Raw genomic sequence first — 16,390 nt, forward strand, 5'->3', positions numbered from 1 at the left:
TCAAACCCCGAGCACGCCAGCCCCCGCTGCGCAGACCACCAGCCCGCCGTCTCCGGCGACGCCGCCCGCGCAGACCACCCCGGCCCCGGCCGCGACGCCTGCACCGCCCTCGGCGAGCACCCCGCAGGCCGCTCCGCCCACCCCCGGCACGCCGCAGGCGAGCACCACGCCCACCAGCGGCCCCTCGGTCACCCCGCCGACCAGCACCACACCCCCGGCCACGACGCCGAGCACCCCCGCACCGAGCAGCACCACCCCGACCACCCCCGCTCCGGCCAGCACCCCGCCGACCACCCCGGCCCCGAGCAACACCACGCCGGGCAGCACCACCCCGAGCACCCCGGCGCCGGGCAGCACCGCGCCCAAGGCGGGCGCGGACACCGCGCACGCGCCGACCGCCACCCCGGCGGCCCCCCCGCCTGCGGCGAGCACCCCGGCGAGCACCCCGCCCGCCAGCGGGCCCTCGGTCACCCCTCCGACAAGCGGTCCGGCGGCCAACCCGAGCACCAGCAACCCGGCCGCCAACCCGAGCACGAATGGCCCGGCCGCCAACCCGAACACCGGCGGCCCCGCGGTCACCCCGCCGGCCAGCGGCCCGGCGGTCACCCCGCCCACCAGCGGCCCGATCGCCAGCACCCCGCCCGCCGCGCAGACGCCGGGGGCGTCCACCACGGTCCTCCCCCCGGCCACCCCCGCCGCGCAGCCCCCCGCCGCGCAGTCGCCGTCCGGCAAGGCCGCCGACGGGGCCGCGCGTCCCGGTGACCCGAACGCCCAGCCGATCGTGGCGCCGCTGCCCGTCGGCACGCCGTCCCCCGGCGCCTCCCGGCCCGCGCCCGCGAGCCAGAACCCCGACACCCGCGGTTCGCAGGTCGACCCGGACGCCCTCGTCGTCGACCCGGACCTCAAGGCCCAGCTCGACGCCGCCATCGAGGCCAACGCGAAGGGCCACCCCGGTCCCGACCTGACCGCGCAGCGCCCCGACTTCCCGCAGACCCGCGCCGACGCCTGGAACAACTTCAAGCAGGCCGAGCACAACGTCGTCCAGGCCAAGGCCGAGCTGGACGCGGCCCAGCAGCGGCACGACGTCGCCGGGCCCAGCAGCGCGCCGAAGGACCTCGCCGACGCGCAGGCCAGGTTCGACGCGGCCAAGTCGGACTTCGACGCGTCCGTCCAGGACGTGCGCGCCTGGGGCAACGACCCCGCCACGCTGCTCGACACCCAGGCCGACCTGCGCGAGCAGTCCCTCAAGGACAACCCGCGCCTGCTCGGCGGCGCCCGCGACCCCCAGACGCCCCAGCTCATCCGGGACCTGTTGGCCCCCACCACCCCGGTGCCGCCGACCGTCACCCCGGCGACCGCCACGGCCCCTCCCGCGCCGCCGTCAGCGGACACCACGACCACCGCGCCCCCCGCGCCGCCGTCGCCGGACACCACGACCACCCCGGCGCCGCCGGACGCCTCGGTCACGCCCGCCCCGAGCACCCGGGTGGACCAGGGCCCGGCGCTGCCGGACTTCGACCCGGCCCCGCCCTCGCCGCGCACCCCCTCCCCGGACCTGGCCCGCGCGCAGGAGAACTACGACGGCGCCCGCAGCGACCTGGACCAGGCCACCCAGGCCCGGTACGAGGCGATCACCTCCAACGCGCCGCCCAGCACGATCGCGGGCATCGACGCGGAGATCGCCAGCATCCACAGCGACATCCAGCAGGCCGCCGCGGACGTCGACGCGGTCCTGCGGGCCGAGTCGCCCTCGGACGCCCGGTTCCAGCAGTGGCACGAGCAGGCGTTCGGCCCGGACACCCCGGTCCCCGACAGCGCGCGCCCCGACTCCGCGCGACCGGACACCGCGCGCCCCGACTCGCCCGCGCCCACCACGGCGACCCCGGACCCCGCCGTCCAGGACCCCTCGGTCCAGGACCCGGCGAGCCCGGACGCCAAGTCCGACGCGGACACCGACGCCGACGCCGCGCCCGACGTGGACGTGCCGCCCGCGCGCCAGCCGCAGAACCTCGAGTCCGTGCTGCCGCGCGACCAGTGGTGGCGGCTCTTCCTGGACCCGCGCGACCACAACGACGCGCAGGCCCAGCAGCCGCACGACCCCGGCAACCTGTACGACACGCAGTCGTCCCCCGGCTTCAAGCAGAGCATGGAGACGGCGTACGAGCAGATCCTCAACCCGCCGGACATGTCCGCGCAGCGCCTGACCTCCGCCGACTACAAGCGGATGCACGAGCTCGCGACCGCGAACCTGAAGCAGCAGTTCGACTGGTCCGGCCAGCTCGGCCCGCAGGGCAACGCGATCCCGACCGAGTTCCCGCTGCGCAACGACACCGTGGCCGCCGACGTGCTCAGCGACTCGATCAACGGCCGCCCGCTGATGATCGACATGCAGGCGCACTTCGCCAACCCGTCGTCGGGCCCGGTGCAGGACCCGCTGACGATCCTCAACCGGCACAGCTACGACAACCCCGCGATCAGCACGAACTACCGGTTCGACGAGGCGCCCGGCCTGATCGACGCGGTGCTGACCCGCTACTACGAGAACACCGCGAACGCGAAGACCGACCACGAGAAGCTGCGCGAGATCGCCCGCGTGGTGCGGACCTCGCACATCATCCACCCGTTCCAGGACGGCAACCGCAGGCTGAACGTGCACCTGCTGCTGCCCAGGCTGCTGCTGGAGCAGGGCTTCAAGCCGGTGATCCTGCCGGAGATGCCGCAGCTGTTCCAGGGCGGTTTCGACCTGGACCAGATCGCCACCGCGCTCGCGGGCGGTCAGGACAAGGACCTGACGGCGAACGTCTTCCCGCCCCCGCAGGCCCAGCCCTCGCAGGCGGAGCTGGACGCGCAGGCCAAGGTCGACGCCGCGATCGAGGCCAACCTCCAGGCCCAGATCGACGGACCCGTCAGCCCCGAGGTCCAGGCCCAGCTCAACCGCGACATCGAGAACGCCTTCGCCGACCTCGGCGACGCCCGAGGCCTCCCGCCCGCACCGCCCTCGCAGGCCGAGGTGGACGCGCAGGCCAAGGTCGACGCCGCGATCGAGGCCAACCTCCAGGCCCAGATCGACGGACCCGTCAGCCCGGAAGTCCAGGCCCAGCTCAACCGCGACATCGAGAACGCCTTCGCCGACCTCGGCGACGCCCGAGGCCTCCCGCCCGCACCGCCCTCGCAGGCGGAGCTGGACGCGATCGCCCAGCTCGACGCGGCCATCGAGGCGAACCTGGACGCGCACCTGGACGGGCCGGTCAGCCCGGACCGGCAGGCGCAGCTGAACAACGACATCGAGTCCGCGTTCGCGAACCTCAACGACGCGCGCACCATCGCGCCCCCGACCACGTCGGCGCCCGCGTCGCCGCAGCAGCGGTACGACAACGCGGTCGGCCAGGTCGACACCGCGATCGAGGCCAACCACCGGGCGCAGCTGAACGGCCCGGTCAGCCCGGACACCCAGGCGCAGCTCAACCGCGACATCGAGTCCGCCTTCGCCGAGCTGAACGCCGCGCGCGACGGCCTCACCCCCGCGCCGCCCGCCGTCGACGCGCCGCCCGCGCGCGACACCGGCGCCCCGCCTCCCCCGCCGGGAGACCGGGACGCGGACTCCGGCCCGAGCCGCAACCGGGGCGGCGACGACCTCGGCGCGCCGCCCGGCGGCGGTCGCGGCGACCGGGGCGCGCCCCCGCCCGCCGACCCGACCGCGCGGCCGGACTCGACCGCGCCGCGCGACACCGGCTCCCCCAGGGACAGCAGCACCCCGACGCCCGACACCCAGGCGCCCGACACCCAGGCGCCGGGCGGCAGCAGGCCGAGCACGCCGGCGCCCGCGCCGACCGCCGCGACGCCCACCCCGGCGTCCCCGGACGCGCAGGTTCCGGGCGGTCGGTCCGACGTCGACACCCAGGCCCCGAGCACGGCCAGGCCGGACACCGACGTGCCCGGCGTCAACGACCGCGGCGCGGACACCCCAGGCGTCCAGAGCCCGAGCACCCCGGCCCCGAACGTCCAGGCGCAGGACCCCCAGGCCCCGAGCACCCGCGCGCCCGAGACCCAGGTCTCGAACGACCGGGGCGTCGACGGCCAGGTCCCGTCCCCGCAGTCGCCGAACCCGCAGTCGCCCAACCAGCAGTCCCCCGACACCACCACCCCGAACACCCAGGCCCCCGCCACCCGCGCGCCCGAGACCCAGCCCGGTGGTGGCCGCCCGGACGCGCCGCTCACCCTGTCCCCGGACCTGCGGGCGAAGTTCGACCAGGCGCTGGAGGCCGACGCGAACGGCCACCCCGGCCCGAACCTCGGCAAGCAGCGCGAGGACTTCCCGCAGACCCGCTCCCAGGCGTGGGGCGACTTCAAGAAGGCCGAGTTCGACTACAAGCAGGCCAAGGCCGACCTCGACGTCGCCAAGGCCAGGGTCGACACCGCGGGCCCCGCCACCGCGCAGCGGGACCTGCCCGCCGCGCAGGCCAAGCACGACGCGGCGGCGGGCGACGTGCGCAGGGCCGCGAACGACGTGCGCGCCTGGGGCAACGACCCAGCCAGGCTGCTCGACGTCGAGTCGAACCTGCGCGAGCAGTCCCTCAAGGACAACCCGAGGGCCCTCGGCGGCGCCAGGACCAGCGGGAACCCGCAGTCGTTCCGCGACCTGGTCGGCCCGCCGCGCTCGGACACGGGCCTGTCGGACGTGAGCATGACCGACGCCCAGCCGTCCGACTCCAGGGTCGCCGACGTGGAGATGGTCGACGGGCACGCCGACGTCGACCACACCCCCGGACCGCCCTACGACCTGCCGAACGCCAAGACCATCACGCTCAACCCGCGGATGGGCACGTACAACCCGGCGTTCAAGGCCCTCGCCGACGGCCCCGTCAAGGTGCCGGACGCGAAGAACTACCTGGGGCACCTCGAGCACAGCGTCGCGAACAACCACCCGCCGTCGTTCGTGGTCAACATCGTCGTCCCGCACTCCAAGCTGGGCGAGCTGGACTCCGTCATCGACAGCATCAAGGCGGACATGCCCGCCGAGCTGGACGGCAGGGTCGCCTTCGTGTTCGGCGTCAACGGCCGCGACGGGTCGGACGCGCAGATCAAGTCCGCCATGAGGAACGCCCAGGACACGATCAACCAGCGCACGAACGACCCGATCGCGCTGGTCAACGTCGGCACGTTCGACGGGGCCTTCCCGTACGGGCAGATGCGCAACGACACCATCAAGAGCGACATCAACAAGTTCGCGGTGTCGGCGATGGTCGGCAAGGGCACCCACCCGTACCTGGCGATCCAGGACTTCGACGTGGCCAGCCGGAACGTGCCGTCCGGCAAGCACATCTTCCAGCACATCACGGACCTGATGGCCAACCCGGACGTCACCGTGGACGGCAGGCCGCAGCCGAACCGGCCGCTGCTCCTCGGCGGCGGCTACCGGCCGATCTCCGACTTCGGCAAGGTCCGCGAGAGCGGCAAGGCGCTGATCGACCAGGAGATCCAGCAGCTCAAGGACGACGCCAAGGGCCGCCCCGACAAGAAGACCCAGAAGAAGATCGCGAACCTCGAGGCGAAGCGCGACAAGATCGACACGCCGGAGTTCAAGACCGCCTTCGAGCGGGCGATCGCGAACGACATGCAGACCCGCGACAACCTGGCGAAGTCGCACCCGCTGCTGCCGTACATCCCGGAGCCCAACCTGTTCGTGGACGGCGTGGCCACCACGGCGATCAAGGACTCCAAGTTCGGCCCGGTCGGCGCCGAGTACGGCAACCTCGCCACGTCGATGCACAAGCTGTACGCGAACGAGCTGAACACGCACTACTCGGCCGAGTACCAGGCCGGGAAGAAGGACTTCGCGCCGCCGTCGTACGACCCCGACATGAAGGTCGACGACCTGTACGACTCGCTGGAGGGCAACGCCTCCGCGAACGCGCAGAACAACCAGCACCCGCAGCGCGGCACGGCCTTCCAGACCGACTTCGCCGCGGGCGCGATCGAGACCGACCTCGGCCGGTTCGTGCAGAAGTTCGCGATGGACGGCTCGCTGCCGCAGAGCCACGTGCCCGCGAACGACGCGGTGAAGCGGTTCTACAACCAGCAGGCCGCGCGCAAGGGCATCCACTTCAAGGAGTTCCAGGAGCAGTTCACCTCGATGGACGTCGGGGGGCGCAACCCGGCGGCGAACCCGCAGGGCCCCCGCCCCGACGGCTCGTGGCGGCCCGACCAGGACGTGGACAGCCTGGGCACGCAGGACGTGAACAAGCTCGCGTACTCGATCTCGACGACGCCGAGCAACAAGGGCGACTTCGGCGGCGTGACCGTCGGCGTCGACCCGGCGCTGAAGTACGTGACGGCCGTCAACCTGGTGTCCGCGCCGACGCCGATCAACGTGCGCAACAACATCCAGACGATCGGCGCGTACGTGCTGCCGACCGCCCCGCCGCCCGCGCCGGGGACGCTGTTCCACGCGGTCGACGCGGCGAGGCGCGACGGCGTCGGCCCGGACACGTCGGTCGACCTGCGGCACGACACGATCACGCGCGTCCAGAACGACCCGGACGTCGCGAAGATGGTCGGCGAGTTCAGCATCGACAACCCCGTCCCGCCCGGCCACCTGGTCAACAGCCTGGTGCAGCCCGCCCCGTGGACGAACCGGCCCGACTCGCCGGTGGAGAACGCGCAGGCGCAGAAGGCGAACGAGCTCGCGGCGAACATGCTGGCCTCGCAGCTGGAGCGGCCGATCGAGATCGTGTCGGTGAACCAGCCGAACCCGACCGTCACCCGGATCGACCCGGTGTCGGGCCGCGACGCCGAGCCGCTGCGGATCTACCACGACGTGGACCCGAACGGCCGGAACACCTTCCACGCCGAGCCGCCGCGGAGCACCCGCCCCGAGCCGTCGCCGGAGGCGGCGCGGCCCGACGGCACGCGGGACGTCCCGCCGCCGGCGGCGCGCCCGGAGGCGCAGTACTTCACCCGCCCGGAGACCCCGGCGCCCGCGCCGGGCACCCGGTCGGTGGACGCGGGCACGCCGTCGCGCGACGTCCCGCCCGCGCGGGGCGGCCTGTTCGGCGCGAACCCGTTCACGCCGAACCCGGCCACGCCGAACCCGTCGGTCCAGACCCCGTCGGTCCAGACCCCGAACGCGCAGAACCCGAGCGCCCAGACCCCGGCCGCGCGGGACACCCCTGCCCAGACCCGGTCGCCGCAGGACCCGTCGATCCCGACGCCGCCCCCGCTGCCGCCGACCCCCACCCCCGCCGCGCCGCTGAACCTGAACAACTGGATCAAGCCCGAGGCGCAGGGCCCCGACCTGTCGGGCAAGACCGACGTGCTCTCGGACCTGAACTGGAAGCACTACTCCAAGGACTCCGCCCCCTGGTTCGACAAGGCGGGCCCGGCCGACCCGTCGACGTGGAACGCCAACCGCGACAACGCCCACGTGCGCACCGTCGACCAGACGGTCGCGGACGTGCAGAACACCAGCACCCCGTCGCGGGTCGACAAGATCGACGGCTTGATCAAGTACGACCTGCGCCGCTTCGAGGTGGCCCCTGGCAAGTTCGTCCAGGAGTACACGGTCAAGCTGAACCTGCAGCCCGGCCCCGGCGTCTCCGCGCAGCAGATCGCCGACCTGCGGGCGAACGCCGAGAAGGGCGTCAACGCGCTGCTGAACCAGGGCAACCGCCTGCCCAGCGGCGACCAGTTCCACGTGCGGGTCGACTTCGACTCGACCAGCCCGCACCAGAACGTCAAGGTCAACGCGGACCCGGTCGGCCCCGACGGCAAGCCGGTCTCGCGGAGCACCCAGACCACCTGGTCCCCGAACGCGGACCCGAACGTGCTGGCCCACGAGGTCCTGCACTACCTGGGCGTCCCCGACGAGGGCAAGGACACCGGCAGCGGCGCGCGCGTGCTGCTGGAGAAGGAGAGCAACTCCGGCGTCCACGTGGGCGACAAGGGCATGATGGGCGGCGGCCTGAAGGGCCCGGACGCCCGCCTGCTGCCGCGCCACCTGTGGACGGTCGAGAGCACCGCGCTCAGCCAGACCTCGATGCCGAACCCGGCCCCGCTGGACGGCAGCCCGACCCCGCCGAGCCCGAACACCCAGTTCACCCCGGACGGGAGGGCCACGGACGGCCGCGCCGTCGACCCGAACCACGACGGGCCGACGCGGGAGATGCCGCCGAAGCGCAAGGCCGACGAGGACGGCGACCTCGCGGTCGACGACGGCACGTCCAAGCGTCAGCACGTGGACACCGGGCCCTCGACGCTGTCGTTGCGGGACCTCGGTCCGAACACCAAGTTCAACCAGGCGTTCGCCAACCTGGTCGACAGCGACACCACGCAGGTCGGCACGACCCCCGCGAGCCACACCCCCGAGTACCGCGCACTGGTCAAGGACAGCGTGCGCAAGCCGGTCGCGTTCGTGGTCAACTCGATCGTCAACGTGAACGAGCTGAACGCCGAGGGCAAGTCGCTCGCCGACGTCGTGCACGCGATCACCAGCCACCCCGAGGGCAAGCCCCTCGCGAACGAGCCGCAGATCGCCTTCGTCATCGGCGTCAACGCCAAGGTCGACGGCGAGTTCACGCCGGAGATGCGCCAGGAGATCGAGACCGCGCTGCAGAACCTCGACGCGGACCCGAGGTTCGCCGGGAACAAGCCGCCGGTCGCCATCGTCGAGGTGCCGTGGTCGGGGACGAGCTTCCCCTTCGGCACCGTGCGCAACGACACGATGTTCAGCGACGCCAACAAGTTCGCCGTCGGCGCGCTGAACTCCAAGGACAACCACACCTACCTGTCGATCCAGGACTTCGACGCCGGCTACCGCACCACGCCGCACGGCAAGCACGTGTTCGACCACGTCATCGACGGCATGAAGATCGCACCGGGCGTCGACCCGACGCGGCCGATGATGGTCAGTGGCGGCTACCGGGTGGACGACTACAAGCAGTTGGGCGAGGCCACGGCGGCGCGGCTCGACGCGGACGTCGCCCAGGCGGAGGCGCGCGGGGAGGTCGATGCCGTCGCCGCGTTGAAGGAGCTCCAGGCGCACGTCAAGACGCCGGAGTTCGCCAAGGCCTTCGAGACGCAGATCAACCTGGACATGGAGACCCGCGTCCGGCAGCAGGGGGCGGCCCCGCTGCTGCCCTACAGCCCCGAGCCGAACCTGTTCGTCGACGCCTCGGTCCCGCTGAGCGACCCCTCGGTCAGGTTCGGCAACGGCGGCGCCGAGTTCGCCGGGCTCAGCAAGGGCCTGAACAACCACTTCGCGAAGGACCTGGCCAACGGCAACCGGGACCTTGCGAACCAGAAGGCGGAGGCCGAGGCCCGGCTGGCCGCGGCGCCACCTGACTCGCGCCAGGCGAGGGCGCTGCAGGACGAGATCGACGCGCTGCAGGACCGGATGGACCTGCTGGAGGTGAACGCCAAGACCTCTCGGCACCCGGATCGCGGTGTCCCGTTCCAGACCGACTTCGTCAACGGCGCGACGGGCACCGACCTGTCCCGCCTCGCGCGGGAGTGGGCGCTGAGCGAGGGCGCGACCCTGCCGCAGAGCCACATGCCCCTGGACGGCGTCGCGAACCAGCACTTCGGCAGCGACGGCCGCAAGGTCAAGGGCAAGGACATGGGGGACCGGGCCGCCAAGAAGGACTCCTCCCTGGCCGCCTACCGGAACAAGTACCCCGACCTCGCGCCCGGCGCGCGCGACATGCTGGGCATCAAGCCGGGAACGGGGCCGCTGGACGCCCCGACGCCGAAGGAGAGCACCTCCCCCGTCGGCTGGGAGCCGAACAAGAAGGACGGCCTGGAGGCCAAGCTCGGCGGCGGGCAGCGGAACCCGCTGAACCAGGCCATCTCCGCGCCGGTCCCCGGCCACCCCGGGCTCTGGGCGGGTGTCCAGAGCAACGTCCAGCAGGACAAGACCATCTCCACCGAGAAGGTCGTGACGGGCGCGCACACCGCGATGTCCTCGCCGGAGAACTCGGCGAAGCGGTTCTTCGGCTTGGCCCAGGAGATCAGCAACGCGCCCCACACCGGCAGGCCGGACATCGCGGGCAACACCAACGCCCCGGCGCGCGACAGCCTGTACGAGGCGGCGCACTGGGAGCTGGCGGCCACCGACCCGCAGGCGCGGCCGGACTCGTCCCCCAGCGATCTGAGGACCGACGTCCTGCAGACCGGGCTCAAGCCGCAGGACAGCGCGCTGGCCACCGAGTTCTCCAACTTCCTGCACGACGGCAACCTGAGCGTGAACCAGAACGCCACACTGGTGAACGCGCTCATCCAGCCCAGCAACAACGTGTTCGTCGACCTCAGCCCGGAGGCGCGGCTGGCGGCCCTCCCGGAGAAGTTCGGCACGCGGGCGGACGGCGGTCCGCTGACCTACCAGGTGCCCCCGAACCGCGACGAGGACTTCCTCATCCCCATCGGCGGGGACAAGCAGGCCCTCGTCGAGCGCCCCGTCTTCGACGAGAACAACAAGCTCATCGGCGGCACCGTCCTGGTGGAGGACGGCAGGCGCGGCTGGCGGCCCATCGCGTCCATCGACGCCACGGGCAGCTTCAGGCCCCCCGCGCCGCAGAACGCCGCCGACCCGAACGCGATGGACGTCGACTCGCCGACGCCCACGCAGGCGCTGGACAGCGGCATGGCAGGGCTGACGATCGCCCCGCAGCAGCCCCCCAACCCGCAGGCCAAGGCGCAGGTCCCCGACCCGCGCCCGAAAGCCGCCGACCTGCGAGCGAAGGCCGACGAGTTCGCGCTGAAGATGCTCGCGACGAACCTGAACCGGAACGTCGTCGTGCACCAGCAGGGCGGCGTCGCCCCGGTCACGCACACGCCGTTCACCCCGAGCGGAACGCCCCCGGTCGGGCTGCCCCCGCTCGACCTGGACGTGCGGACCGACCCGAAGACCCAGAAGTCCTCCTACTCCCCGCACTCGGACCAGGCCAAGGCCCAGCAGCAGGCCGCGCACGCGGCGCAGGACGCGCGGAACGCCCCGCGCACCCGGCCCGAGCCGGAGCCCGAGGCGCAGCGGACCCGGCCAGAGCCGGAGCCGGAGAGCAGCGCGCCCCGGTCGCGGTCCAACCCGGAGCCGGTCGCGCCCAACGCGCCGTCGGGGCGGCGGATCTTCAAGCAGGTGCGCGGGCTCTTCTCGAGCACGCCGGCCGCGGACAGCCTCCCGATGTCCGACCTGCCCTCGACCGGTGGGCGGCCCGGCGCGGACGCGGCGCCGTCGACCTCGACGAACCCGCCCGGAGCTCCGGTCAGCGGCACCGCTGTGCCCGAGACCGGGACCACGGGCGTGGACGGCGCCGTGGACGGCGCGGTCGACAGCACCGTCGACGGCGACGCGCGCACCGACGTGCCGCCGGCGGACACGACCACCGACGGCACCACCCCGCCGCCGCCGACCGACGGCGCCACCACCGACACCACCCCCACGACCAGGGACCTCGACACCGCCCTGCTGCCCGAGTTCGTCCGGGACAGCTCGGCGCTCGGCACCATCGCGGTGCGCGACGTGCACGGGGCCGCGCAGGTCACCGCCGCCGTGCCGAACCTGCCCGCCGCCGACGCGGCGCGGATCCAGCACGCCCTCACCACCGAGTTCGAGACCTTCCTCGGCGACGGCCGGAACTTCCAGGTCAAGATCGACGGCAAGTGGCGCGAGATCAACATCAAGGCGCAGCTCGACCTGCCCGCCACCGGGAGCATCACCACCACCCCGGCGCCCGGCACGACCAAGGTGGACACCGCCGTGCAGAGCGGCACCTCCACCTCGCAGGGCCAGGCGATCACCACCGCCAACGAGATCGGCCTGTCCGGCGCCTACAGCCAGCTCGCGGGTCCGTACGTCTCGGCGGGCGCCAAGGCCAAGATCGCCACGCCGGTGGTGGGCCAGCAGTCCTCCACCACCGCGGTCGACCAGCGCATCATCCGCTCGGCGGAGAGCTCGGCGTCGGCGACCGTGCCGGTGACCTTCACGGTCAACACCACCGACGTCTCCGGCCGCTTCCCGAACGGCCCCGCCGCGCCCGCGAGCACGACGCCGGGCGCGACCCCGGCCGTGCCCGGACCGCAGACCGTCACCGGCAGCGTCGACCTCCAGATCCCCGACACCCTCACCAAGATCGGCGAGTCCGGCGCCAGGCTCCGCGCCGACGGCCAGGTCACCCTGGGCGCCCCGATCACCGACCCCGCGGTGGGCGCGAACCTGGACAACCCGGTGCCCGAGGCCGTCTCGGTGCACGACCCGGCCAAGGCGTTCGCGGACGCCCAGCTCCTGCTGCACCCGTCGGTCACCGCGCTCGGCGCCCCCGGCCGCGCCGGGCTCCAGGACTTCCTCAGCGGCACGAACATCCGCCGCAACCTCGGCCCGATGCTCAACGGCTGGGTCTCCTCCCCCGACCTGGCCAGCGCGCACGGCAAGAAGACCGGCGCGGTGCAGATGCGCGCCACGATCACCCGCGCCGAGCTGGTCGGCACGCTCGACACCGCCGAGATGCGGCTGCACGAGGTCACCGGCCGCGCCAGCGGCACCTCGGCGTCGGTCCCGTCCGGCTTCGGCGTGAGCGCGGGCCTCGGCGGCGTGATCGGCCAGCCGGGCGTCCTCGCGGGCCAGGTCGGCGTGGTCGGCGGCTACTCGGCGAGCACCGCCGAGGGCGGCTCGGCGGGCCTGAGCACCACCAACCGCACCGGCGTGCAGCTCAAGGGCGACGTCGGCGTCTACAAGATCACGGCGGACGTGGAGGTGCGCGGCCCCAAGGGCGCCGTCACCGTCCCCGTCACCACCTACCAGCGCATCGGCCTCGCCGAGGCGACGGCGCAGAACCCGGACGGCGGCACGCCGAACTTCCCGGTGCCCGACGGCACCCCCGGCCGGATCAAGGAGGGCACGGCGGGCACCCGCCACGCGCCGCCGTACCTGGCGTCCGCGCTGGCGGCGGGCAACGCGAAGGTCGGCTCGTTCCCGGCGGCGGGCAAGGTGCTCGGCGACGTCGAGGCGATGCTCAAGGCCAACCCCGCCACCAAGGACCTGCTGCCCGAGTGGGGCAGCACGCCGCCGACCGCGCCCACCAGGTCGCGGAACCCGTTCAGCGGCTGGCGGGACCGCTCGCACGCGACCTCGCTCCAGCTGGCGAACCAGCGCGAGCTGGAGAAGCTGTCGCCGACCGCGCTCAAGTCCAGCATGGACGGCCTGCTCGGCGCGGGCGTGACCGCCCAGCTCAAGAGCGAGACCGCGACCACGCGGACCTACACCAACATCACCGTGCGGGCCGTGCCGGTCGGCAACCCGGTGCACCTGGGCCAGATCGACAACCGCAACGTGCGGGCCTCGGCGGCGGTCGCGCCGAAGCTGGACAGCTCCAGCTCCACCTCGAAGGGGTGGAGCGCGGGCGTCGAGGGCCGGATCAGCGCCCCGACGAAGGACGGCGGCCTCACGATCACGCCGATGCCGCAGGCGGGCGTGAAGTACAACCGGGCCACCGGGCACAAGAACGCCGCGGGCCCGACGGTCTCGAACACCTCGCTGAACGTGGGCAGCAAGAACGCCCAGCTGTTCCAGGGCGAGGTGCGGCTGGTCGTGGAGATCACCTCGATCGAGCGGCCCCGCACGTTCGCGCCGCACAGCAAGTCCGACCTGCCCGGCACGCGCGTGCCCGAGGTCAAGCGGGTCGCGACCAAGCAGTTCCCCGAGACCCCGAACGCCACGCACCCCGTCGAGCTGTGGATCTCCGACAGCTCGACGATGACCGGCGACCCGAAGGCCTTCAAGCCCGGCACGCCGACCGACCCCACGCCCATGGGCGGCAAGCCCACCGTCAAGGACCTGCTGGCCGACCACGGCGCGTCGCGCGCGGACCGCAAGCCCACCCCGGCCAAGGCCGGGAAGGGCGACCCGATCGCGCCGAAGCTCCTGCACGTGGAGGCGTTCACCGGCGCCGAGCACGTGCGGGACATGGCCGTCGACGTGGTCAACCGCGCCGCGAAGGACGACACGGCGCTGACCCTGCCCGGCACCCCGGCGCGCGCGCAGATCGACACGATGTTCTCCGCCGAGAACATCGAGGCCGCCCTGCCGAAGCTGCTGGAGTCGGGCCTCCAGGAGCAGGGCCTCAAGTACGGCAGGCGGTTCACCGCCCGCTCCGGCTCCCTCGGCATGACGATGGGGCTGAGCAACCCGAAGCTGGTGTCGATCTCCGACCACTTCGGCGACGGCAACGGCAACGGCACCGAGAACGCGTCGACGGGTGGGGCGAAGGCCTCGGCCGAGTCGTCCAAGTCGAAGTCCGTGGACGCCACGGCGGGCGCCAACGTGGTGACCAGGAAGACCCCGACCGTGCCCGAGGGCGAGCCCGCCCCCGGCACCACGGCGGTGGGCGTCGGCCTCATGGGCCAGTACACCCCGTGGAGCGAGAAGAGGTCGTCGGCGGTCGAGGTGTCCGGCACGGTCGACCGCAACGTGGTCACGCCGGGGACGCAGCGCACCGTGCTGGTGCAGCTGGACGCGGACGTGTCCGTGGTGGCCGAGAGCCGCGCGGGCAACGCGCTGTACCACGGCGGCACGCCGAACACGGCGGGCGCGACGACGAAGCTTCCCGGCGCGGTGTTCGTGCGCGTCACCGAGGCCGAGGCGCGCGAGATGGGCGTCCTGCCCAAGCTGCCCGAGCACGTCCCGGCCGAGGCCATGCCGGAGATGCGCCCGCCGAAGTCGATGACGACGGACGGGTCGAGCGCGCTGGGCCTGGGCACCGTGGAGAACGGCCCCGACCTGTCGGCCGAGGTGAACCAGCTGATCGAGCAGCTGAACCGGGAGACCTCCCGGTTCGGCAGCAGCACGATGGTCCCGGACACCGTCATGCGGGACCTGACGAACAACTTCCAGCGGCTCACCGACTTCACCTCGCCGACCAGCGTGCAGGCGCTGATCGACGGGGCGCTCGACGGCGGCGTGCCGCTGCTGCTGCACCAGCCGGGCACCTTCGGCAAGGACACCTACCAGGTGACGCTGAAGGCCAAGCCCGCCGGTGAGCCGAAGTTCGTGGAGGTGGTGAACGACGGCGTCGACGTCGAGCACACCGTCACGGGCGCGGTGAAGCAGACCACCGCCCTGACCAACAAGACCGGCTGGTCGCTGAGCGCGCTCATCCCCGGCATCAACCAGCCGGGCACCGCGCGGCCGAACGCGCCGGGCACGGTGAACGGGGCGATCCCGATCGCCGTCACCGCGCACGTGGCCCACACCCAAGAGGTCGGCGTCAGCAACGCGAAGACCGAGCAGGAGGGCAACCTCCGCGCGGCCACCGGGCCCGCGGCCCGGTACGTGGTGCCGGTCGAGTTCGAGCTGGTGGTGGAGAAGGGCGCGAACGCCGACCCGGTCGCCAGCGTCAAGAGCGGGCCGCAGGACATCTCCATGCGGCTGCACGCGGACAACCAGCGCGTCACCGCGCCGCCCGCGAAGGCCACCCCGGCCGCGGGCACCGGGGCGCCGCAGGTCCGCACGGCGGCCGACGCCCAGCCGGACGCGATCGCCGACTGGCGGGGGCCGGACCACACCAGCTGGGTCCCGCGGGGCGCGTCGGTCGAGAACTTCCGGGGCGCCGAGGCGGTGCGCGACGCCGCCGTGGAGGCGCTGACCAAGGCGGGCGCGGGCAAGGGCCTGACCGGCAAGGGCACCGGCTCGCTGAACGTGGTCCACAACGCGATCAGCTCCGAGGTGCTCCAGCCGGGCCTGCCCGGCGTGTTCCGCGACTCGCTGACCGTGCCGACCCTGCACGAGACCTCGGTGTTCGGCGGCAAGCACGCCGACGTCAAGGTCTACGCGCGGGTGGTCGAGCGGAGCCTGAACTCGCTCAGCGAGAGCGTGAACCTGGAGAACCCGAAGACGTCCACGTGGACGACGAACGCCGACGCGAAGACGACCAACGGCGGTGACGTCGGACTCGGCGTCGGCGGCGGCGCGCGGTTCAACGACACGGTCGCGAACAACACCGAGCTGGGCAAGTTCGGCGGGCTCGACGTCAAGCACGCGACGGAGAGCGACTCCTCGCAGGGCGGCGGGCACGCGTCCGGCACCACCAACAACGTCAAGAACCCCGGCAACCTGACCGCGCTGGTCGACTACGACGTCGAGTACCGCGTCGTGGCCACCGTGGACGGCAGGACGTCCGTGGTGGACGTGACCGTGCCGGACTCGGTGTCGGTGCGGATGCTGGGCGTTGACGTGCCGCAGGTCCTCGGCACGGGGATCGACCCGGTGATGGCCGACGCGCAGAGCAAGGTCAAGGCGGCGGCGGGCGAGTGGCGCACGGCCGAGCTGGCCGTCGAGAAGGCCAGGCACGACGCGCAGGACAAGATCAACGAAGTGGCCCCGAAGATCGCCGAGCTGGCGAACGCG

2 protein-coding genes (1 of these 2 running past the window's edge) are annotated in these 16,390 nt (G+C 73.1%); one reads left to right on the plus strand and one right to left on the minus strand.

From position 1 onward, the window contains the following. On the minus strand, positions 1-855 hold the full coding sequence (locus tag CNX65_RS31680; protein WP_157767922.1) for a hypothetical protein: 855 nt from the start codon (positions 853-855) through the stop codon (positions 1-3). Between CNX65_RS31680 and CNX65_RS31685 the strand changes: the two genes are divergently transcribed. Beyond that, positions 782-16,390: the 5' portion of a toxin glutamine deamidase domain-containing protein gene (locus CNX65_RS31685; protein ID WP_096497017.1), read on the plus strand. It continues 12,771 nt past the right edge of the window; only the first 15,609 of its 28,380 coding nucleotides appear in the window; its start codon is at positions 782-784; its stop codon lies beyond the right edge, outside the window. The genes CNX65_RS31680 and CNX65_RS31685 overlap by 74 nt on opposite strands.

The sequence above is a fragment of the Actinosynnema pretiosum genome (genome assembly GCF_002354875.1).
Classification (GTDB): Bacteria; Actinomycetota; Actinomycetes; order Mycobacteriales; family Pseudonocardiaceae; genus Actinosynnema; species Actinosynnema auranticum.